At 43.5% G+C, this 21,918-nt stretch carries 20 protein-coding genes, 2 tRNA genes and 1 other RNA gene; 9 read left to right on the forward strand and 14 right to left on the reverse strand.

Features of this window, described 5'->3' with window-relative positions; translation table 11 throughout:
* Positions 1 to 3: 3 nt before the first annotated feature.
* On the forward strand, positions 4 to 837 hold the full coding sequence (locus DBZ36_RS13695) for a putative RNA methyltransferase (protein WP_120355518.1): 834 nt from the start codon (positions 4 to 6) through the stop codon (positions 835 to 837).
* Between the two features lie 11 nt (positions 838 to 848).
* Here DBZ36_RS13695 and yfbV read toward each other — a convergent pair whose 3' ends face one another.
* The gene (yfbV, locus tag DBZ36_RS13700; protein WP_120355519.1) at positions 849 to 1,295 is read right to left on the reverse strand and encodes a terminus macrodomain insulation protein YfbV; all 447 of its coding nucleotides are present in this window, start codon (positions 1,293 to 1,295) and stop codon (positions 849 to 851) included.
* A 332-nt stretch (positions 1,296 to 1,627) separates the two neighbouring features.
* On the opposite strand from yfbV, the gene DBZ36_RS13705 reads away from it, so the two are divergent.
* Both DBZ36_RS13705 and pta read left to right on the forward strand, forming a co-directional pair.
* Complete coding sequence (locus tag DBZ36_RS13705; protein ID WP_120355520.1) at positions 1,628 to 2,827, forward strand: acetate kinase; 1,200 nt, start codon at positions 1,628 to 1,630, stop codon at positions 2,825 to 2,827.
* Between the two features lie 61 nt (positions 2,828 to 2,888).
* Positions 2,889 to 5,027: a phosphate acetyltransferase gene (pta, locus tag DBZ36_RS13710; protein WP_120355521.1), complete on the forward strand. Its 2,139-nt coding sequence runs from the start codon at positions 2,889 to 2,891 to the stop codon at positions 5,025 to 5,027.
* A gap of 261 nt (positions 5,028 to 5,288) precedes the next feature.
* Here the strand turns inward: pta and DBZ36_RS13715 are convergent, their stop codons facing one another.
* Genes DBZ36_RS13715 through DBZ36_RS13725 form a run of 3 tightly spaced genes read right to left on the reverse strand, consistent with a single transcriptional unit; the run spans position 5,289 to position 7,136 of the window.
* Positions 5,289 to 5,633 carry a P-II family nitrogen regulator gene (locus DBZ36_RS13715; protein WP_120355522.1) on the reverse strand — a complete coding sequence of 115 codons (345 nt, stop codon included), beginning with the start codon at positions 5,631 to 5,633 and terminating at the stop codon, positions 5,289 to 5,291.
* Complete coding sequence (locus DBZ36_RS13720) at positions 5,623 to 6,402, reverse strand: DUF1538 domain-containing protein (RefSeq protein ID WP_120355523.1); 780 nt, start codon at positions 6,400 to 6,402, stop codon at positions 5,623 to 5,625. The genes DBZ36_RS13715 and DBZ36_RS13720 overlap by 11 nt, the downstream gene beginning before the upstream one ends.
* Positions 6,402 to 7,136: a DUF1538 domain-containing protein gene (locus DBZ36_RS13725; protein ID WP_120355524.1), complete on the reverse strand. Its 735-nt coding sequence runs from the start codon at positions 7,134 to 7,136 to the stop codon at positions 6,402 to 6,404. Before DBZ36_RS13725 ends, DBZ36_RS13720 begins: the two co-directional genes overlap by 1 nt.
* 353 nt (positions 7,137 to 7,489) lie before the next feature.
* Here DBZ36_RS13725 and DBZ36_RS13730 point away from each other — a divergent pair, with 353 nt between their 5' ends.
* Positions 7,490 to 8,923, forward strand: a complete 1,434-nt coding sequence (locus tag DBZ36_RS13730; RefSeq protein WP_199711878.1) for a sodium-dependent transporter — start codon at positions 7,490 to 7,492, stop codon at positions 8,921 to 8,923.
* Positions 8,924 to 9,012: 89 nt separating this feature from the next.
* Here DBZ36_RS13730 and DBZ36_RS13735 read toward each other — a convergent pair whose 3' ends face one another.
* Positions 9,013 to 10,164, reverse strand: a complete 1,152-nt coding sequence (locus tag DBZ36_RS13735) for an AI-2E family transporter (RefSeq protein ID WP_120355525.1) — start codon at positions 10,162 to 10,164, stop codon at positions 9,013 to 9,015.
* Between the two features lie 191 nt (positions 10,165 to 10,355).
* Between DBZ36_RS13735 and DBZ36_RS13740 the strand changes: the two genes are divergently transcribed.
* Positions 10,356 to 11,255 carry a TIGR01777 family oxidoreductase gene (locus DBZ36_RS13740; protein WP_120355526.1) on the forward strand — a complete coding sequence of 300 codons (900 nt, stop codon included), beginning with the start codon at positions 10,356 to 10,358 and terminating at the stop codon, positions 11,253 to 11,255.
* 63 nt (positions 11,256 to 11,318) lie between these two features.
* On the opposite strand, the gene DBZ36_RS13745 is transcribed toward DBZ36_RS13740, so the two are convergent.
* From DBZ36_RS13745 to DBZ36_RS13760, 4 genes are all read right to left on the reverse strand, one after another.
* Positions 11,319 to 11,394 (reverse strand) — tRNA-Ala (locus DBZ36_RS13745).
* Between the two features lie 22 nt (positions 11,395 to 11,416).
* Positions 11,417 to 11,492: transfer RNA gene (locus DBZ36_RS13750), tRNA-Ala, on the reverse strand.
* Positions 11,493 to 11,642: 150 nt separating this feature from the next.
* A complete protein-coding gene (locus DBZ36_RS13755) occupies positions 11,643 to 12,854 on the reverse strand; it encodes a cysteine desulfurase-like protein (RefSeq protein WP_120355527.1) in 1,212 nt (403 codons plus the stop codon).
* Positions 12,851 to 13,492, reverse strand: coding sequence for a 2OG-Fe dioxygenase family protein (locus tag DBZ36_RS13760; protein WP_120355528.1), 642 nt, complete (start codon positions 13,490 to 13,492; stop codon positions 12,851 to 12,853). The genes DBZ36_RS13755 and DBZ36_RS13760 overlap by 4 nt, the downstream gene beginning before the upstream one ends.
* Before the next feature lie 406 nt (positions 13,493 to 13,898).
* Between DBZ36_RS13760 and recN the strand changes: the two genes are divergently transcribed.
* Positions 13,899 to 15,575, forward strand: coding sequence for a DNA repair protein RecN (recN, locus tag DBZ36_RS13765; protein ID WP_120355529.1), 1,677 nt, complete (start codon positions 13,899 to 13,901; stop codon positions 15,573 to 15,575).
* A 100-nt stretch (positions 15,576 to 15,675) separates the two neighbouring features.
* Complete coding sequence (locus tag DBZ36_RS13770; protein ID WP_120355571.1) at positions 15,676 to 16,035, forward strand: outer membrane protein assembly factor BamE; 360 nt, start codon at positions 15,676 to 15,678, stop codon at positions 16,033 to 16,035.
* 17 nt (positions 16,036 to 16,052) lie between these two features.
* On the opposite strand, the gene DBZ36_RS13775 is transcribed toward DBZ36_RS13770, so the two are convergent.
* Together DBZ36_RS13775 and DBZ36_RS13780 are read right to left on the reverse strand one after the other, a co-directional pair.
* On the reverse strand, positions 16,053 to 16,406 hold the full coding sequence (locus DBZ36_RS13775) for an RnfH family protein (protein ID WP_120355530.1): 354 nt from the start codon (positions 16,404 to 16,406) through the stop codon (positions 16,053 to 16,055).
* Complete coding sequence (locus DBZ36_RS13780; RefSeq protein ID WP_120355531.1) at positions 16,406 to 16,837, reverse strand: type II toxin-antitoxin system RatA family toxin; 432 nt, start codon at positions 16,835 to 16,837, stop codon at positions 16,406 to 16,408. Before DBZ36_RS13780 ends, DBZ36_RS13775 begins: the two co-directional genes overlap by 1 nt.
* 102 nt (positions 16,838 to 16,939) lie before the next feature.
* On the opposite strand from DBZ36_RS13780, the gene smpB reads away from it, so the two are divergent.
* Both smpB and ssrA read left to right on the forward strand, forming a co-directional pair.
* Positions 16,940 to 17,422, forward strand: coding sequence for an SsrA-binding protein SmpB (smpB, locus tag DBZ36_RS13785; protein WP_120355532.1), 483 nt, complete (start codon positions 16,940 to 16,942; stop codon positions 17,420 to 17,422).
* A 71-nt stretch (positions 17,423 to 17,493) separates the two neighbouring features.
* Positions 17,494 to 17,857: a transfer-messenger RNA gene (ssrA, locus tag DBZ36_RS13790) on the forward strand.
* A gap of 220 nt (positions 17,858 to 18,077) precedes the next feature.
* On the opposite strand, the gene DBZ36_RS13795 is transcribed toward ssrA, so the two are convergent.
* From DBZ36_RS13795 to trhO, 3 genes are all read right to left on the reverse strand, one after another.
* Positions 18,078 to 19,643 carry a methyl-accepting chemotaxis protein gene (locus DBZ36_RS13795; protein ID WP_158589105.1) on the reverse strand — a complete coding sequence of 522 codons (1,566 nt, stop codon included), beginning with the start codon at positions 19,641 to 19,643 and terminating at the stop codon, positions 18,078 to 18,080.
* 583 nt (positions 19,644 to 20,226) lie between these two features.
* On the reverse strand, positions 20,227 to 20,787 hold the full coding sequence (locus DBZ36_RS13800) for a DUF4136 domain-containing protein (RefSeq protein ID WP_120355534.1): 561 nt from the start codon (positions 20,785 to 20,787) through the stop codon (positions 20,227 to 20,229).
* A gap of 134 nt (positions 20,788 to 20,921) precedes the next feature.
* Positions 20,922 to 21,905 (reverse strand): oxygen-dependent tRNA uridine(34) hydroxylase TrhO, encoded by a 984-nt coding sequence (gene trhO, locus DBZ36_RS13805; RefSeq protein ID WP_120355535.1) that lies wholly within the window; start codon positions 21,903 to 21,905, stop codon positions 20,922 to 20,924.
* Positions 21,906 to 21,918: the final 13 nt, after the last annotated feature.

Genomic DNA, 21,918 nt, shown 5'->3' on the forward strand with positions numbered 1-21,918 from the left:
TTTATGAGCAGTTCTATCTTGCGTTGCCCTCTTTGTGAGCAGCGCCTTAAGCAAAGTCCTGGCGGTATGAAATGTGATGCAGGGCATCAATACGACCGCGCCAAAGAAGGCTACTTAAACCTACTCCCAGTCCAGTTTAAAAACACGCTTAACCCTGGCGATAATCAAGACATGATGTTGTCGCGCCAAACGTTTTTGCAAAGTGGTCAGTTCAATTTCCTTATTGATGCACTAGGCTCTTCAATTTCGGACTTGTTAGAAGGTCAAACTCAGCCTATTGAGTTACTTGATATCGGTTGTGGTGAAGGCTTTTATACCCAACAATTAAGTCAGCAATTGGCCGACAACATCAAGTTTAGCGGTATCGATATTTCGAAATCGGCAATCCGCTTAGCCTCAAAGCATGCAAAACGCCATTCACTTGCCATTGATTACTGGGTTGCAAGCAACAACCGCCTTCCTGTTTTAGATAACAGTGTCGATCTAGCCCTAAAAGTTTTTGCGCCGTGCGACGCAAGCGAAATGCAGCGTTGTTTAAAACCCAAGGCGAGCTTTTTGACGGTAACTCCAGGATCAAAACACTTGTGGCAACTCAAATCAAAAATCTATTCCGCTCCAATAGAACACGACGAAAAGCCTGAGCAGTTCGACGGTTTTACGCACATCAGTTGTGACAAAATAAGCAAAGAGTCTGAAATAGATTTTCCAACGATGAAGGCCTTGGCGATGATGACACCATTTGCATGGAAGATTTCACAAGACGAGTTAGATGCTTTATGCCAATCAATAGATAGCATGCAGTATCAGTTCATAATTAACCGTTATCAGAATTGCTAATTGGCTTGGACTTAGTTCTCTTGGTCTAAAACAAAACCTTTGTCAAAGCGCTCGAAGGCTTGACGAAGCACCGAGGCTAAATCGAAATAACGAGGTCGAGTGCTGACTTTAGGCACCGATTCACCAGCTGCACTTAGTTTTTGGTGCATATCTCGATACCAATTAGCTAAGCTTGGCGGCAAATTTTCATTAGCGCGACTTCCTAACCAATACAATCCTTGGAGCGGCATAAAAAATAGCACTGTCGCCATCATCATAGCTTGCGGAAGAAGTTCATCCTGATGGCCTATAAATGGCAAGGTAACAGTAGCTACAGCTATAGCTGGCATTGTTTTTATCGCAAGCGAAGTTGCAAAAATTACCCGTGACTCAGGAAACATAGACGATAGTACCGCTTCTTTTGGCCAAGCTTTCATGTAGCGCTGACCATCTTTTAAGATCGCTGCAAGTTTTGTCATTTCGTCCCCATAAATTGACCTAAACCAATATTAGCTACTATTTCTTAATAAATTCGCTAAACGGCGGCTTTTGCCACTATACCGAAAAATGTGATTCAGGTATCATTTTGCTGCCTTTGACAACGTTTGCATAAGCAGCTTTATTTACAGTTTAGTTCGCTTCGTGATTTGCGCATAGCGTTATTTATACTAACCCGTAACATTCGTTTCAAATTCGCTGAAGAAAATTTGACGTGATCTACTATACTTCGGGATGTAAACACAGTCGGCACCACAATCCATAGTGCTTGATGATACAAGTACTTTTGAACCACGAATGACAGGTAACTTCAATGAGCAACAAATTGGTATTGGTTTTAAACTGCGGCAGCTCTTCCCTAAAATTTGCGATATTAGACGCAATCTCTGGCGACGAAAAGCTCTCTGGTCTTGCTGAATGTTTTAATTTAGAAGACGCTCGCATTAAGTGGAAAGCCAATGGCGAAAAACATAGCGAAAAACTAGGTGGCTATGCTGCTCACCGTGAGGCTATTGAGTTTATCGTTCAAAAAATTCTAGTGAATCACCCTGAAGTTTTAGAGCAACTTATAGCTGTTGGTCATCGCGTCGTTCACGGTGGTGAAAAATTCACTAAATCAGTTGTGATTTCTCAAGATGTTATTAACGGCATCGAAGCGTGTTCGAACCTTGCACCTTTGCATAACCCAGCAGCCTTAATCGGTATTCGCGCATCACAATCATGTTTCCCTGACTTACCAATGGTTGCAGTATTTGATACTGCATTCCACCAAACCATGCCTGAGCAAAGCTATCTATATGCACTACCTTATAAGCTTTACCGCGAAAAAGGTATTCGTCGCTATGGTATGCATGGAACCAGTCACTTATATGTAGCCAATGAAGCTGCAAAAATGCTAGGCAAAGAGCCAGCGCAAACCAATGTCATAACAGCTCACCTAGGTAATGGCGCCTCGCTTTGCGCGGTAAAAGGTGGCGTTAGTGTTGATACTACGATGGGCCTTACTCCACTAGAAGGCCTAGTAATGGGTACTCGCAGTGGTGATATTGACCCGGCTATTATTTTCCATCTGGTTGACCGTGAAGGTTATACTTTGCAAGAAGTTAACAACATGCTGACCAACCAATCTGGTCTTATGGGCTTAACTGAAACAACCAGCGATTGCCGCTTTGTAGAAGATGGCTTCATTGCCGGAGACGAAGTTGCCACTCGAGCCATGAACGTTTTTTGTTACCGTTTAGCTAAAAGCATTGCGGCCTACGCTGCATCTATGGACGGTCAACTCGATGCACTAGTCTTTACCGGTGGTATCGGTGAAAACTCTGCGCCTGTGCGTGCAGAAACTGTACGTCGTTTGTCATTACTTGGATTCGAGATCGATAACGATGCGAATACAAAAACTTGTTTTGGTGCTGAAGGTGAAATCGGTAGCGCAACAAGTCGTAAAATTTTGGTCATTCCAACCAACGAAGAGCTTGTCATCGCAAGCGATGCAGCTGCTCTTCTCGCGTAACCAACTTGAGCCGGCATAGTCCGGCTCTACTTTGCTCCCCTATTTAATAAAGAGGTAGTTTGTGGCTCGTACAATTATGTTAATCCCAGTAGGTGCTGGTGTCGGTGTAACTTCGGTTAGCCTAGGTATGGTTCGCGCAATGGAACGCAACGGTGTTAGTGTCAATTTCTTTAAACCAATTGCACAACCCAAAGGACGCAACGAAGGTCCTGAGCGTTCAACAGCAATTATTCGCAACGCAACGGATATTATTCCACCAGAACCCTTTAGCCAAAGCCATGCTGAATCTTTGATCGGTTCCAACCGCGAAGATGATTTGCTGGAGGCTATTGTAGAGCGCTTCAACAACGGTACAACTGGTAGCGAAATTGTTGTGGTTGAAGGCTTGGTTCCGACTAGTGAAAGTCCATATGCTAACTCACTAAACTACGGCATTGCTAAAGCTTTAGATGCGGATATGGTGTTTGTAACTAATCCTGCAAACGATACCTCGCAGCAGCTAAAAGAGCGTATGGAGATTGCCTGCAATAACTTTGGTGGTCTTAAGAACAAACGCATTATTGGTTGTATTATTAATAAAGTTGGTGCGCCGATTGACGAAAGTGAAATCACTCGCCCTGACTTAACCGAAATGTTTGATAGCAAAAACGCGAACTACGCTAATCTTGAAGTGCTACAAATGTTCGGCAAAAGCCCGCTACGCATTTTGGGTTGTATCCCATGGAATGCCCCTCTAATTGCGCCTCGTGCTCGTGACCTTGCTACCCACTTAAATGCCACCATCATTAATGAAGGCGACATGAATACCCGTTTGGGCCGTGTCACCTTCTGTGCTCGTAGTATTCCAAACATGATTGAACACTTTGGAGCTGGTAGCCTTTTGGTAACTTCTGGCGATCGTTCCGACGTTATAGTTTCAGCCTGTTTGGCGGCAATGAACGGCGTTAAAGTTGGCGCCTTATTACTAACAGGTGGTTATCAGCCTGAAGAAACAGTTTTAAAATTGTGCGAGCGCGCATTCGAAACTGGTTTGCCGGTGATGCTAATCAAGACTAATACTTGGCAAACATCACTCGCCATGCAGAGCTTCAATACCGAGATCCCTGCAGACGATACCTACCGTATTAACTTGGTACAAGATTACGTAGCTGGTCACATTGATAAACATTGGATTGAGTCACTGACATCAACATCAGCGCGACCACGTCGTTTATCGCCTCCAGCATTCCGCTATAAGCTAACTGAAATGGCTCGCACCGCAAATCGCCGTATTGTACTTCCTGAGGGTGAAGAACCTCGCACCATTGCTGCAGCAGCGGTATGCGCCGAACGTGGTATTGCCCGTCCTGTTTTGTTAGGTGATCCTGAGCAAATTCACCGTATCGCAAAACAACAAGGTGTTGTACTTGGCGATAACGTCGAGATCTTAGATCCACTGCAAACTCGCGATAAATTCGTTGCACCAATGGTAGAATTACGTAAAAACAAAGGTCTAACTGAAGTCGTTGCGCGTGAGCAACTTGAAGACAATGTTGTACTTGGCACCATGATGCTCGCTTGCGACTCGGTTGATGGCTTGGTATCAGGTGCGATAAACACCACTGCCAATACTATTCGCCCTGCCTTACAACTGATTAAAACCGCACCCGGCTATAACCTAGTGAGTTCGATCTTCTTTATGTTATTGCCAGATCAAGTCTTAGTTTATGGTGACTGTGCAATTAACCCAGACCCAACAGCAGACCAGCTAGCGGATATTGCGATTCAGTCTGCTGACAGCGCTACAGCGTTTGGTATTGAGCCTCGTGTTGCGATGATCTCATATTCAACTGGTAGTTCAGGTAAGGGATCTGATGTAGACAAAGTTCGTGAAGCCACCAAACTAGCTCAGGAGCGTCGTCCAGACCTCGTTATTGATGGACCATTGCAATACGATGCAGCCATCATGGAAAATGTTGCCAAGAGCAAAGCTCCAAATAGTCCGGTTGCTGGTAAAGCAACAGTGTTTGTATTCCCAGATCTCAACACTGGTAATACAACCTATAAAGCTGTTCAACGAAGTGCAGACCTTATAAGTATCGGTCCAATGCTACAAGGTATGAACAAACCAGTGAATGACTTAAGCCGAGGCGCTTTGGTTGATGACATTGTTTACACCATTGCATTGACTGCTATTCAATCAGCACAACGTATTGAATAGAGCAAAAGCACCAGTCATTTGAATTAGGCCCCGAAGATCGGGGCTTTTTTATGCGTTTTTTATTTACCAATAAAAACAATGACTTAATACAGTTATCCACAGTTAAAGTGCTTTTAACCCACAGGATTTGTGAGTTAAAACAGACTAATCTTAATATTGCGCACAATTCAAGTGTATTTTATAGAATTTAACCTAAAGTTATCCACAATAGTATCCTAGTGGGGCAAACTATCCGATTAAAAACATGCGTGAACTCACAAACTAACGTTCACGTTGGTCTGTAATCGCTTGGATCTGATGTGCAACGCCGACGGCTTGCTCAACATCTATAAGCACCGCAATTCCCTGACCTTGCTCTTGATCAAATCCTGCAGTCGTTTGAATAGCCGACAATATGTTTTGCGCTCGATGGCTTTCAACGACAAATAACAGCACGTCGCACTGACTTTCCAAAGACAAGCCAAAAAATGTTTTGTGTTTACGCACTCCCTCACCACGCGCATGGTCGATAACTGTAGCACCTGTGGCTCCAGCGGCTCTTGCTGCATCTAATACCAAAGCCGTTTTCTTGTCATCAATAAAGGCCACTATTAGTTTAAACTCCATCTTTTTTCCCCTTATCTATCCATGCACTTACCTGTGCATAAGCAAGTACCGTCATCATTGGAAAAACACTTGCGAAGGCTATCAAGCCAAAACCATCAATCATTATATTTCTACCAGGAACATTTTGTGCCAGCCCAAGCCCTAGAGCGGCCACTAGCGGAACCGTTACTGTAGAAGTCGTAACACCACCGGTGTCATACGCAAGAGGGATCATCGATTTTGGAGCAAACATGGTTTGCACCAACACAATCACGTAAATAGTGATGATGTAGTATGGCAAAGGATCACCGACTACGATTCGATAACTGCCCAGAGCTAGGCCGAGTGCAACTCCCACAGCAACTGCAACCCGTAATCCTCCAACCCGAATCGCCCCACCACTCGCAGCATTAGCTTTAATAGCAATGGCCAACAAAGCTGGCTCCGCTAAGGTGGTGCTAAAACCGATAGCAGCGCTAAAAATATAAACCCAGAAATATTCTTGCCAATGGCCGGTAGCAAGTTGCTCGCCTAGCTGAGATTGAATGAATTGCGCTGAGGTTAATTGTCGCGCCATGGTTTCACCTAAAGGAAATAAGGCTAACTCAAGACCCAGTAGAAACAAACTAATGCCTAGCAGCACGCATACCAGGCCCACAACTAGACGCAAAGGGTTTTGTACACGCTTGCGTAGCAATACCCCCTGAAAGAAGCCAATCACAAGCACAATGGGCAACACATCTCGGAAAGTTGCAACTAGACCTTCAAGCAGTGAAGTTAGTATTGCCATTAGTTAATCATCCCGAATGCGAGTACAAATATCATTGGCGATAAAGATGCAAGAGCGATCAAACCAAAACCATCGACTAAAGGACTTCGGCCATGGATAGAAGCAGCTAAGCCTACCCCCAACGCCGTGACCAGTGGAACGGTAATGGTTGAGGTAGTGACACCGCCAGCGTCATAAGCAATCCCAATATGCTCAGGTGCCGAAAAGTAACTCAAAATGACCACCACCAAATAGCCGCTAAGGATAATCCAATGCAGTGGCCAGCCACGCAAAATGCGAATAACCCCGATAACTAATGCGCAACCAACAGAAACCGCAACCACCAATCGCAATTGAAGTGCATAGTTAGTTTTAGCAACAACGTTCGAATCAATGAAATTTTCGATGGCGGCAATTTCAGCTGCTTGACGGCTAATGGCGATCAGGGAAGGCTCGGCAACCGTGGTCGCAAAACCAAGGCAGAACGCAAAAGACAACAACCAGCTTAAGCGTCCTCGCCGTGCAAAGTCATAGGCCAATTTCTCGCCCAAAGGGAATAGTGCCATATCCAAGCCAACAATAAATAAGCTCAAACCTAAGACGACGAGAAACATACCCAGTGCAATTGTAGATGAATCAGGAAGCGGTTGGCGCAAAACCAGAGTTTGGAAAAACAATACGACCACAGCAATAGGCAAAAGATCGCGTAGACTTTTGAGTACCGAGTGCAAAAACACAATTAAAGCATTTACCATCAATCACTCCTGTTGTTCACGAGCTATAGTCGACAACGAGTAAATCTAGTAATTCTTTGTTACCTTTAGACTAGTCGATTACGTCTAGAAGCGTCCCAGAATCAGCTCACAGTTTTTACAAACACCTACAAAATCTTCTGGAAACAGACAAGCCCACAGTTCGAATGCTCAAGAAATCTGCAAATTTCGCCGAGTAAGCATTATTAGTTCAAATAATGGGACTTTTCCTCGGTTTTTATGACGTATAAAGCAAACTAGTCAGTGAAATACTCTGTTAAAAATGCTAGTTTTCCCGGCTGTAAATTGATAAGCACGGAAAGTGCACGTCTAACTCACAACAACTTGGAGTAAATGTGAACAGCACCAACACAACACCCACCAAAAAACGCGACCATTGGGGGTCGAAACTCGGTTTTATTATGGCGGCAGCTGGCTCAGCTGTTGGCCTTGGTAACATTTGGAAATTTCCATACACGGCAGGCCAAAGCGGCGGCGGTGCATTTGTTGCAATCTACCTGTTCTTTGTAATTTTTATCGGCTTTAGCGTTATGCTTACCGAGTTTACCATCGGTCGTCGGACTGAACGCTCAGCGGTGGGTGCGTTTAAATCAACGGATCGTCGTTGGAGCTTTGTTGGGGTATTAGGTGTTGTTACCGGTTTATTGATTATGGGTTTTTACCCTGTTGTCGGTGGTTGGTCGCTAGCATATGTATTTAAAATCGGTGGTGGCTTACTCAGCGAGCCAGCTGCTATCTCCGATTCTTTTGGCAGCTTTATTACCAATCCTATCCAACCCCTAATGTGGATGGGTGCTTATCTACTGCTTAATATCGTGATTGTAATGCGCGGTATTTCAGGCGGTATTGAAAAAGCAGGTAAAATCCTCATGCCTATCTTGTTTATCATGTTAATTGTGGTTTCGATTAAGGGCTTAAGCCTACCGGGCGCATCTGCCGGTCTAGAGTTCTTGTTCAAGCCTGATTTCTCTGAAGTTGACAGCGGCGTAATCTTAGCTGCACTAGGGCAAGCATTTTTCTCTCTAAGCCTAGGTATGGGTTGTATGATTACCTATGGAAGCTATCTTAAGAAGAAAGAAAACTTAGTCCAAACAACCGGTATGGTTGTGGCTATGGATACCGGCGTTGCGATCCTTGCTGGTGTTGCAATGTTCCCAGCAATGTTTGCATTTGGTATTGAACCTGCAGCAGGTCCTGGTTTAGTGTTTGTGGTTGTTCCGCAATTGTTCGCCGAAATGGGCGGTGCTGGAACGATGTTCGCACTACTGTTCTTTGTTGGATTGTCAGTCGCAGCACTTACTTCATCAATCTCTCTACTCGAAGTAGTCGTGTCCTACTTGATTGATGAGAAGAAAATGAGCCGCATTGGCGCGGTATTGTCAGCAAGTGTGGTAATGGCCTTCTTGTGTATCTTTGCTTCGCTTTCACTTGGCGGCGTGGGACCAACAATATTTGATACCGGCGCATTTGATGTATTTGATTTGCTCACCGATAAAGTATTCTTGGCTGTTGGCGGTATGTTGATTTGTATCTTTGCTGGTTGGAGACTCAACAAGCAAGACCTAAAAGATGAAATCACCAACCAGGGTGACAAACCATTCGCGTTGTTTGAACTTTGGTACGCATTAGTAAAATATGTAATTCCAGTTGCTATTGCAATTGTTGCGATTGCAGGGATCTATGGCGGCTTCACCGATGGCAAAGGCCCTATCATGCTGATAGCAATAGCCATTATTGCCGGCCTAGGTTTTGCTTCTAAGAAACTGTAACCCCAGTGACAATCGCGATTAAGTCTTAAGACTTTCAACATAAAGGGCGCTCATATGAGCGCCCTTTTTCGTTTAGATGAAAAGCTGTATTAAGCGGGCGAGTTAGGTTCAACTTTTGCTGCTAAATGAGAGTCTGAGTCGGCATCCGTAATACTTGCAACTTCTTCATTGGCTCCAATAATATCTGAGCTTTGCATATCCTCGACAAACTCTCTCTCCTTAAGTTCATCAGGGTGACTGAGCAACAGTGCTAACCAATGGCCATCGGTACTCGACTCCAATCCAATTTTGACGATCATGGTTAATGGCACCGAAAGTAGCATTCCAACACTCCCGAATAACCAACCCCAAAAGATTAAGCTTAAAATAACCACTAGTGATGACAACCCTAAGCCCTTACCCATAACCCGTGGTTCTACAATGTTGCCCATCACCAAATTAACGCCAAGATAAAGACCTGCGACTCCCAAAGCTTGACTAGGCCCAAATTGCAGCGCGGCTAATAATACCGGAGGGATCGCGGCCAACAAGGAGCCTACGTTTGGAATATAATTTAGCAAAAAAGCGAGTATTCCCCACATTGGCGCATATTCAATGCCAATCCACATCAATATCAAGGTAATCGGGATTGCTGTGATTAAACTAATGGCGGTTTTAACTGCCATATAACTATTAACAGAACTCAAGAAACGGTCAATTTGAGAGATTCGGACCGAGGGGTCATGAATCGCAACATGGACTCGCTTAGGCATGGTATCCGCTTCTAAGAGCATAAAAATACTTACCATAAGAATCATAAACGCATTGGTTGCAATACTGCCAAAGCCGCTTAAGGTATTTGCAAACAGTCCAAAAACTAAACTCGGGTCGAAGTACTGGGTAACCATATGCATCGAGATATCAATATCGAAACGTTTGGCAAAAATGACTAATGAGCCAAGCTGCTCAATGATCTGGTCTCGATACTCTGGAATTGAAGTTCTAAACTCATTTAGCGAATGTCCTACTACGCCTGCGAGTCCCAATAAAGTTCCTACAATCAGAATGATGACCAACATCACGGCGATCACACTTGGGATCCCAACCTTTTTCATCATCCTAACGATAGGCGCACATACTATTGCTATAAACATCGACAGCAGAAACGGTAGCAAAATGGGTGTTGCCGCTTTGAGACCGGCGAGTACAACCATTAATGCAGCCGCGGTAACGATATGATTTTTTGGAGCTTGTAACGCCATTAACGAGTCCTTACATAAGCATTTAGCTAAATTAATAGCTTGAATCTTAACTATAACTCAAACTCAGGCATATGTTTTAACAACTAATTTAATTCCAAGATGATCGTTCCACCCCACTTTAAGCGTTTATAGCTATATGGGGCTAGGATATAGTCATCATTCACAGCTTACCAAAACTAAAGGTCATGCTTATGCGAATTCTCATCACCGGTGCCAGCGGGTTTATCGGCCAATCCTTATGCAAATATTGGCATCAGCATGAACTAACTCTTTTATCCCGAAACGTAACACGTGCCCAGAACTTACTTGGTGAGCAACATCAGTACATTGAGTCTTTGAGCCAACTAGATAATCTCAATGATTTTGACGCCATCGTAAATTTAGCTGGCGAGGCAATTGCGGATAAACCTTGGTCCCCAAAGCAACGCCAAAAAATAGAAGGCAGTCGATGGGCTTTAACTGAGCAACTGTTTGAATTAATAAAACACAGCGAAACCCCACCCCATACCTTTTTAAGTGGCAGCGCCATTGGCATTTACGACTATTCTGATGAACCACAAGACGAGAACAGTCATTTTACCCAAGGGCATTATCCCCATCTAGTTTGTAGCAAGTGGGAGGACATAGCTCTACAAGCTCAGAGCCCATCAACTCGAGTTTGTTTGTTAAGAACAGCTGTGGTTTTAGGTGTAAATGGCGGGCTGTTAAAGCGCTTAGCCCCGGTTTTTAAACTAGGCCTAGGCGGTCCAATGGGTAGCGGTAAACAACTGATGTCCTGGATCCATTTAGAAGATCAAATCAGAGCAATGGACTTTTTACTGACTCAGGAGCAACTAGCAGGTGCATTTAACGTTTGCGCACCAGAGGTGGTGAATAATCAGCATCTATCCAAACAACTCGCTAGTTATTACCATCGCCCTTGTTGGTTTAAAGTGCCGAGCTTTGCGCTAAAACTTGGTTTAGGCGAGATGTCTGAAATGATACTAGCAAGTCAAAATATCGTGCCAAAAAATCTCCTGGATGCTGGATTTAGCTTTAATCATCCTAGTTTTGACCTTGCACTAATTGATAGCTTAAAAACTGCGCAATGAGTTGAATGACAGAGTATGAAGAATTAGGAATAAAGATTTTGGATAAAAATGTGGGTAGAAATTTGGTGGAGCTACGCGGGATCGAACCGCGGACCTCTTGCATGCCATGCAAGCGCTCTCCCAGCTGAGCTATAGCCCCACAGATTTGGGATATCGAAAATTGGTGGAGCTACGCGGGATCGAACCGCGGACCTCTTGCATGCCATGCAAGCGCTCTCCCAGCTGAGCTATAGCCCCAATTTCGATGCAGATATTATCTGTGAAATCGAGGCGAATTCTATGCAGCCAAATCACCACTGTCAACCGTTTTCAAAGCCTAGCGCTAGCAACTGCGCATTAATAGAACAAAAGCAAACGCTAGAGTGACCTTGTAAGCTCACTTTCGCTCTATAAACGACGTAAAACACCAATCATTAAATCGACTTCGGCATAAGTGTTGTAGTGCATCAAACCAATTCGGATTAGGCCGCCTTGATCCGCTAATCCTAACTGCTCAACTAAGCCCTTGGCGTAAAAATGCCCATGCCAAATACAAACCTTGTGCTGCGCTAATGTTTTGGCGACTGACTCGGGACTGTGGCCTTCAATGCGCAGCGCATACGTTGGGGTACTCAATGCTCCTAATTGATGTCCATAAACTTGTACACCGGGGATGCTAGCTAGTTGCTCTAAACAGTATTGACCAAGGCTTGTTTCGTACTCTATCACCTTGCCCATGCTCTGCGTCCAAGCAAGACGCAAATCAGTTTCACTATCGCCCCACTGCGACAAGTAATCAACGGCTGCAATAAATCCCGACATAGCCTCAAAGCTTTGTGTGCCAGTTTCAAAACGAGCAGGTCCAAGCGCAGGGGCAGGCTCAACTTTATAAGCCTGAAGTGAGTCTATAAATGTAGGAGCAATGTAGGAAATACCTAAATGGGGTCCGCAAAACTTATAGGCAGAACAACAAAGAAAGTCGCAGCCGAGGGCTTGGACATCGATAATACCATGCGGAGCTAGGTGTACAGCATCTACGAATACCAAGGCTCCGACGCTTTTCGCTTTATCAATGACTCGTTTTAAATCAACAATAGTACCCGTGGTATTCGATGCATAAGTTAAGGCAATTAACTTAGTGTTAGGGTTTAACAACGACTCTAGATGTACGTAATCCAAATCACAGCGATCAACATCAACTTGAACCTGGTGAACTTTCGCGCCTTTATCCTGTGCGGCTAACTGCCAGCTCGACACATTCGAATAATGGTCTAATGAAGTGACGATAACTTCATCTTGCTCATGCCAGTCCTTGGATATCGCGCGACTAAGTTTAAACGCGAGCGAGGTCATATTCTGATCAAATACGATTGAATCCTTACTTGCGGCATTTAAAATGGTTGCCGCATAAACGCGCGCTTTATCTAATACAGCGTTGGTACGCTTGCTACTCTCAAAAAAACCGCCTAGATTCGCGTTGGAATGCAGTAAATACGCAGCGACGGCCTCGGCGACTTGCTGAGGAACTTGCGCACCTCCAGGCCCATCGAAATAAACATGCCCTTCAAAACCAGATAGTGCTGGGAATTGTTTACGGGCTAGCTCTACATCAAATTTCATGCGCTTCCTTTTGCAGTTAGAACGAATACATCCATATAGCCAATATCATTTGTATCAATTATTTTGATTGGCTTTGCATAATGCCAAAGCTTGTCGTCAGCTAACATTGCTACTTCGCCATCGCGTAATTTTTCATTGAACATAGCTTTTTCACCTTTACCACGAAAGACCATGAAGTCGCCACCTTGGATATTATGGCGAGCTATGCCCACTATGGCTATATGAGCAAAGCCATCTTGATGTATTCCCTCTGGTGCAACCAGACTGGGTGAGCCTTGTGTGATGATTCTTATCTGGTGAATCTCAATCTCATGACCATCATCTAATTGGTTTGCTTCCTGAAAACCCTGACACAATTGCAACATGCCCTTACTTGAAATCAGTGTTGACTCTAGGGGCTCAAATTGACGTAGCACATCACCTTGAAATCCATTCACATCAGATGACTGACAAAACGTTTGCCGCTGTTCATCGCAAACTACACCATCTCGCATTGATACAACCGAATATCGACGCAATCGAAATGCTGTATCTGCATGACCAGTTTGCGGCAAATTATTAAAATACGCCCCCATGTCTCGCACGTAATCGAGATCAATTTGATGCAGTTGGAGTAAATAGTCCGCATGAGCCAGCATGATTGCACTTCCTTTTAAGTTAACATAAGTGCTACATATAGATGATTAGGCCATACAAATAAAGATGTTCGGTATTCAAAACCTATTTTCCAATAGCATTCGATATATAACACCATTTCCAAGCAAGTTGCTAAACATATACCTAGCATTCCATCTATAAACCAGAACCGATTTAGTTAAAACAGAAGGACTTATTCTAAATCTATGAATATAAACAAAAAAATAACGACATATTATTCTGTTAGCCAATATTTCTATTTAACACACTCTGTTTTCCATTTTAAGACACTCAATTAATTTAGGCCGATGGCAAAACACCAAGTACAACAATTAAGCGATTCACTTGACCACCACCCCAAACAACTGTATTTTTAACCAGTAACTGTATATTTCAACAGGATTGTTTATGTTAGCTCAGCTAAGCGTTCAAAATTTCGCGATTGTCAATTTTCTGGAACTTGATTTGCAATCAGGGATGACCACCGTAACCGGTGAAACCGGCGCTGGTAAATCGATTGCAATTGATGCATTAGGGCTTTGCTTAGGGGAACGCGCTGATGCAGGAATGATACGACAAGGGGCTAACCGCGCCGAGATTAGCGCTCAGTTCGAAATCGCGAACAATCCAAAAGCGGCCGCATGGCTTCAAGAAAACGACTTAGATAACGATGGACAATGTATCTTAAGACGGGTGATTAGCGACAACGGTCGATCCAAAGCTTATATAAACGCAAGCCCTGTTCCGGTGAGTCACTTACGCAGCTTAGGGCAATTGTTAGTTAATATTCACGGGCAGAATGCCCATCAGCGCTTACTCAAACCAAGCTATCAATTACAGATTTTGGATCAATATGGACAGCATCAATCGCAATTAGAGCTGGTTGCCGCGACCTATCAAAACTGGAAAACACTAAGCAATGAGCTAAACCAAGCCCAGTTGGATTTCAGCCAACTACAGGCCCAGCAACAACTACTAAATTATCAAGTCGAAGAACTAAACGAGTTTGCCCCTGGATTAAACGAGTATCCTGAGCTCGAACAACAGCATCAACAGCTCGCTAATAGCACCGAGTTACAAGAAAAGAGCCAGCAACTTCTGCATCTATTATGTGAAGACGAACAAACAGCAATCACAGACTTATTACGTCAAGCATTTCGTCTTGGTGAACAAATCCAACAAATAGATCCGCAAATTGAAGAAGTGCTTAACTTACTCCAAGAAAGCCAAATTCAACTTGAAGAAGCTAGCCAGAACCTTAACCACTATCAACAAGGCTTAGATTTCGACCCTGAGAGTTTTCAACGCTTAGACCTGCGTATTTCAAACTGGCTTGACCTAGCTCGTAAGCATCAAGTTACGCCAGAACAACTTGGAGAGCTACATTTACAATTGTTGGAACAACAGCAAGGATTTTCCGCACAAGGTGAACGCATTACTGAGCTCGACGTACTCATCGTAAAAGCGTGGGAAGACTATCAACAGCAAAGCGCTAAATTAAGTCGTGCGAGAGGGCGAGCAGCTAAAAATCTTCAATCGCAACTACAAGCTGAAATTCGCAAGCTCAGCATGCCCCACGCGAAATGCCAACTGCAGTTAAGTCAATTTGATCCAAGTGCACCAAATCCAAACGGCATGGATAAACTTGAACTTCTCATTAGCACCAATCCAGGCATGCCATTGCAAAGCATGGAGAAAGTAGCCTCCGGTGGAGAACTATCACGCATAGGTTTAGCGCTACAGGTGATTTGTTCAGCCAATATCGTGACCCCTACCCTTATTTTTGACGAGGTAGATGTCGGAATTTCGGGGCCCACCGCTGCAGTCGTTGGTAATATGCTTCGTCAACTTGGGGAACATACCCAAGTTTTGTGTGTAACTCATTTACCTCAAGTAGCCGGACATGGTCATCAGCAAATGTTAGTCAGTAAATCACAAGACAAAAAATCTACACAAACCATGATGACACAACTAAGTAGCGAGCAGCGTATCCAGGAACTAGCGCGTCTTTTAGCCGGTGATAGTGTGACCGACAAAGCAATTGAAAATGCTAAAGAATTGCTCCACAGCTGTTCTCAGCCTTAATTAAAATTGTCATCTCAAATACTTGAAACATGACAATGCTTGATGCAAGTTCATGACGCGGTTATCATAGCCAGCGAATTCAAGGAGTTTAAGTTTGCCAATGCGTAATTTTACTAAACTAGTCATTCTAGTTTCAGCTTTAAGCCTAAGTGGCTGTTCTGCTTTTGACTGGCTTGTCTATAAGATTGATATCCCACAAGGGAACTACGTAGATGATGCAAAGGTTGAGCAACTAAGGGTACAAATGAGTGCAGAGCAAGTCCAATTTGTATTGGGTACGCCTATGCTGATTGATACCTTCGATAAAAGCCGATGGTATTACCTCTACCGCTATCAAAACGGTAATGGGCCCTTAGAAGAACGCGAATTAGTACTGCAATTTTCTGATGATGGCCGTCTTGTCAGCCTAAGTGGTGATTACACCCCGAGTCCAAATTTCAACCAAGCTTTAGATTTATAATTGATTGTCGCCGAATACTATTCGGCGATTTTAGCTTGCACTTTCACTTGTGGTCTACCGCCCGTTACCTTATCCGCATTACCTAAGGCCTTAGCCCTTTCAGCTCTGATTTTTCTAAGCTCTTTTGGATCCGCAATTAATGGACGATAAATTTCTATTCGATCTCCAGACTTTAAAACTTGATCAAGCTTTGCCGCACGGCTAAATATCCCAACACTGGCAGTCGCAGGGTCAATTTGTTCAAAATGCTCTTGAATATTCGACAGCACAATTGCTTCTTGTATGCTGCAGCCCTTTTCAACTTCAAGCTCTAATAAAACTTGCCGTTGGTCATCACCATAGACAACTTCAATGGGTATTAAATCGCTCATTAGGTATATACCTCTTTGGCACGCTGTGTAAACGCTTTAACCATGTTATTGGCCAGTTCAGAAAACACTTTCCCAAAAGCAGCAGCCACCAACTTATTACTGAATTCAAACTTTAGATCCAAGATCACTTTGCAGGCTTGCTCATCTAAGGCTTCAAAGCGCCATTCGCCAAGTAAGCTCTTAAATGGTCCCTTATCGAGATGCATGACAATCGACTCATCGGGACTGAGTTGATTTCGCGTAACAAAAGCATTGCGGATCCCCGCTTTAGCAATACTTACTTCGGCAAGCATTGAGCGCTGATCATGTTCGATAACTTTACTATCCACGCATCCGGGAAGAAACTTTGGATAGTCTTCGACCTTATTAACTAAGTTGTACATTTGTTGGGCACTAAAACCTACCAACGCACTACGTTGAACCTGCTGCATGACGACTCCCACGGACAAAACAGCAGAATTTTACCACTTTGATTCTGAAAACCTATAGATAACATTTTTTTTATAGCCATAGACTGCGTATAATGTCCGTCTATGGCAAAAAATAAATCAAAATCAGGTAGTTCATCTACCATCGCGCAGAACAAAAAGGCGCGTCACGAATATTCCATCTCAGATCGCTTTGAAGCGGGCATTGAATTGCAAGGATGGGAAGTAAAAGCACTGCGTAATGGCAAAGCCAATATCGCGGAGGGCTATGTGTTTCTGAAAAATGGCGAAGTGTTTGTGAGTGGGGCCACCATTATCCCGCTTACTCAAGCATCAAGCCATGTCATCAGCGATCCAACCCGTATTCGCAAGTTACTTCTCAAGCGAAAAGAGATAGATAAACTTATTGGCGGTGTTGAACGTCAAGGTAGTACCTTGATCCCGCTCGCATTGTATTGGAAAGGACCTTGGGCAAAACTAGAAATAGGTTTAGCCAAAGGTAAAAAGGCTCACGACAAACGTGCAGACCTTAAAGACCAACAGTGGAACCGCGACAAAGCGCGGGTGATGAAAAGCGGATTACGCTGATTAAAATCACAGCAAACAGAATTTGAAGTATAGGGGCACGACATTTGTTGTGTTACTATTCGCAAATCGCTGGGGCAGATTTTGGATTCGACAGGATCACAGAGTTCTGCGGAGCATGCCGAGGGGCGGTTGGCCTCGTAAAAAGCCGCAAAAAAATAGTCGCAAACGACTCAAACTACGCACTAGCAGCTTAATAACCTGCTCAGAGCCCTACTTCTCTAGCATGCCTATAAGCCTGAGAGTCCAGTAGGTCAAACCCCTATAGGATCGAGTGGATGCCGTGCCCGACGGTTGAAGCTCTAAAACTAATTCGGGATAGTTCTTACGTGGCATGTCAGCCGGCAGCGTAAAGGCGAATGTAAAGGCAGACTAAGCATGTAGCGCCGTTGGATAAAATGGTTTTGGACGGGGGTTCGAGTCCCCCCTGCTCCACCACATTAAAGAAGCTTGAACCGTAAAGGTTCAGGCTTTTTTTTTACCTGCGGGAAATCAGTATCAATCGTAATTGGCGTTATCACAATTAGCGTCATGCTATACGATTCTTGATGATTGAGAATACTAACGATAGAGAACTAGCATTAGAATGTCACATAAATCAAAGGTGCTCGATTCATTTGAGCACCTTGGTATTAGCGTTGGGGATTTTCTTTATAGATTAGTACTTAAACTGGCTAAGCAACTGATTAAGCTGCGTTACATTTGCCTTAAGGGTGGTTCCGGTGGAGTGTACTAATTCAACATTAAGCGCGTTAGACTTCGAAATATCAGAAATATTAATAATGCTTTGTTCTACTTCCGAAACCACTTGGTTCTGTTCATCAGCAGCCGTCGCAATCTGAGAGTTCATTTGGTTGATATTGCCAATATTCTCTGAAATTATCGCTAACGATTCCATTAGCTCTTCAACATGACCATGTGATTGCTTGGCATTATCTCGGCTAACATCAAATACGTTAACCACTTCTTTAACGTTTTCACGAAGTCGATTGACTACATTTTGAATATCTTGCGATGATTCTTGCGAGCGCACAGCTAAAGTGCGTACTTCATCAGCAACCACTGCAAAACCTCGTCCTTGTTCACCCGCTCTAGCGGCTTCGATTGCGGCGTTAAGTGCTAGCAAATTTGTTTGCTCAGATATGCTTACGATAACGTCTAACATCGAACCAATGTTTTCACTGTCATCACCCAATCGTTGAACAACTTCTTGGGCCGATCCCATTTTCTCAGACAGATTAGCCATTTGAGTTGTTGTGCTGGAACAAATGCTTATCCCTTTATCAATGTTTTCATTTACTACAGCGGTCTCGTTTGAAGCACTAACGGTGTATTGTGCAACTTCTTTGGAGGAGACGGTCATTTCACTCATTGCACTTGCGGTTTGTTCTGTTTCTTTGAGTTGCTGTGACATATTCTCATGAGTCGTCTCAGCGGTATTCTGGAGCAAGTCTGATGTTTGAGCCAATTCAATGGTTGTTTCACTTACAGCCTTAATTGCGGTACGTGTTTTCTCTATGAAACTATTGATATGTTTAGAGGTTTGACCTAATTCATCGTTTCTAGCTTCGTTCAATCGTAGTGTCAAATCTCCTTCGCCGTGTGCCAAACCGTCAGCCATATCTGACATTACATCTAGGGGCTTCAAAATACCCTTTGCTGTCATAATATATAACGCACTTAGCACCAATAATAGTAATGTGGAGAAGAAATAGACCGAGAGTTTTATAGTCTCTGCGTCTTTAGTCTGCTGCGCCAAATTTTCGAGGGAGCGTTGCGATGCAAGCACCATAACTTCTTCAACTTTGGATGTAATAGCTGCTGCTGCTGTGTCAAACTTCGCCATGAGTTTATTGCCCCCCTCAGGGCCTTGCTCAATATAGGCATTAGCCATCTGCTTACCGGTATAAAAGTACTGCTCTAGGGTTGGCAGCATGTTTTGATAAGCCCTAGCATTCTCATCATCAAGAACCGCTAACTCGGCAAGCAGGTCTTTGGCAATTTGGTAGTTTTCTTCGGCAACTTCAATGCCGTCATTAAGCCCATCTAGAGCCCTAGTTGCACTGATATCAGTTAACCACTGCTGAACTTGAATGACCGAAATCTTTAGTTCATAGTTTTTGAAGAGAATAGGCTCAATGGTTGCACCGATCGATGTTGAGGCTGAATGAATTTTACTACTTTGATAAATTAGGAATCCGGATTGAATTATTAAAATTGTCATTAAAAAAGACAAAGCGATGTATAGCTTACTTCTTATTGTCATTACTACTCTCGGTCAAAACGGCTTATTAGTCATACTATACTTTTTTGAGAATATTAGTCTTTAGGTTTTCGAAAAAAACATGAGCCCAATCAAGGACTACCATTCTAAAGTCGTAGGGTTAAACGCGGAGGCTTGAACTCAGTCCAGTTTGAGTCTTGTTATGATTGGTTTTTTTAGACCTTATCGATGTAGAAAACTTTTCTTAGCTACGGCTAAGCTAGATGAACCCTCGTAATAAATACCCTTTATGAAGCCGACTACCAGACCGTTTGTGCAATTGCGGCCGCTACAATTGATACATCATAACGGCCCATTTCAACTATTTTTTGACGAGGGCTTTACTGCGCAGTAAGTAGTTCATCGCAGTGACGGCAACTGACGTCACCAATTTTACAGAACAAGAATTAACTGAGCAGAAAATTGAGAACTTAAGTCCTCTCTAAGCACCTATTATCACTAGCAAGTCAGCAATTCCAGCAGACAAAGGCCCTAACCATTTCAATAGGCTAGCGTAAGCAATTAGTGTTTCTTGTTATTCCAACTACCTTTGAATTTTGGTTGTTTCAACTTCTACCTCATCAGTTTCGACCGGAATGGGGAAGCTTTCAAATAACAAAACTAATTGTTTTTCAAAGTATAATTCACGCTTTGGGGTTTTGCTTTTCTCATACAGACGCGCCACATTTGTGGCGCTCCAAATACTTTGATTTAAGCTGGTATCTACAAAAGAGATGCTAATATATTGGTAATTTTGCTGCACATAATGCGTTGGTGGCTCGTAGACTAATTCCAAATCGTCATAATACGGGTTATAGCGGTAACGTGACCCGCCACCTCTTCCTTGCATTATAAAGTCTTGAATAAGTTTGGCATCTACAAGCAACTGAGCGTCGGCTTGATCTTGTAGTTGCAAACCCCTAAGTTGCAGTAACTTGGTCACTTGCCGTTGTAGACGTTGAAAATCTAAGCTCTCTAAGTCTGGTTGCTCAACAAATGCGAAGCTTTGGTATTGCGTAAAATCATGATCTGGCAGTTGGTCAATTTGCGGACTAGCGCACGCCACCAGTAAGTTAATCAACGCTAGGAGAAAAATTTTACGCATATGCTTCCTTCTTCTTGGTCGCTAATACCAACGTTCTCAATACTGCTAGTAAGCGTTGCCAAGATACAACATTCGCAAAACAAAAACACGCTCAACTAAATCTAGCGATACATTTGGCACCAAGGCCGCTTAACTTAGGAATTTGCTTCGTTATTGGCTTCGCGTAATCGCTTTTTGAGCGCTTTGTTTTTCTTTAGCTGCGTATCAGCCTCGCTACCGATGTGCTCTTGGCCGCGTTGTTCAGCAAGCTCAATTTGCTTTTGACGTTCGCTAAAGCGCTGCTTTTGCAGCGGGGTTAGTTGTTCATGGCAATGGTGGCAACTCACACCTTTTTGATAGAGCTCGTGCTGTTTATCTTGTTCGGTTATCGGCAGTCGGCAAGCATGACATTGGTCATAAATGCTTTTTTCAAGCTTGTGATTTACTGCAACCCGGTCGTCAAATACAAAACAATCACCCTCCCATAAGGATTCTTGCTCTGGCACTTCTTCAATATACTTAAGAATGCCACCTTGCAGATGATAGACCTCATCGAAGCCTTGCTCTTTTAGGTAGGCTGTAGATTTTTCACAGCGGATCCCACCAGTACAAAACATCGCAACTTTTTTGATTTTACTGCTATCGAGGTTTTGGTCGACGTATTCGGGAAACTCGCGAAATGTTTTGGTCTCAGGATTTAGCGCGTGCTTAAAACTACCAATCTGAATTTCGTAGTCGTTGCGGGTATCGATAACTGTAACTTCAGGATCGCTAATCAGGGCATTCCAATCACCGGGTTTAACATAAGTGCCCACCACATGCCGTGGGTCTATACCTTCGACTCCCATGGTCACAATTTCTTTTTTAAGTTTAACTTTACAGCGTTTAAACGGCAGTTCGTCGCTAAAAGATTCTTTATGGCTTAAATCATTCAATCTGGGGTCGCTTTTTAACCAAGTTAACAAAGCTTCGATTTCGTGAGGTAGTCCTGCAACCGTGCCATTAATACCTTCTTTGGCAAGTAACAAGGTGCCCTTGATATTGTGCGATTGCATAGTTTTAAGTAGTGAACTGCGGAGTTCTTGATAGTTATCAAGCGCTACAAATTTATATAAAGCGGATACAACATAGTTAGTCATAATGTTTCCAATG

Source organism: Alginatibacterium sediminis (genome assembly GCF_003610775.1).
Classification (GTDB): domain Bacteria; phylum Pseudomonadota; class Gammaproteobacteria; order Enterobacterales; family Celerinatantimonadaceae; genus Alginatibacterium; species Alginatibacterium sediminis.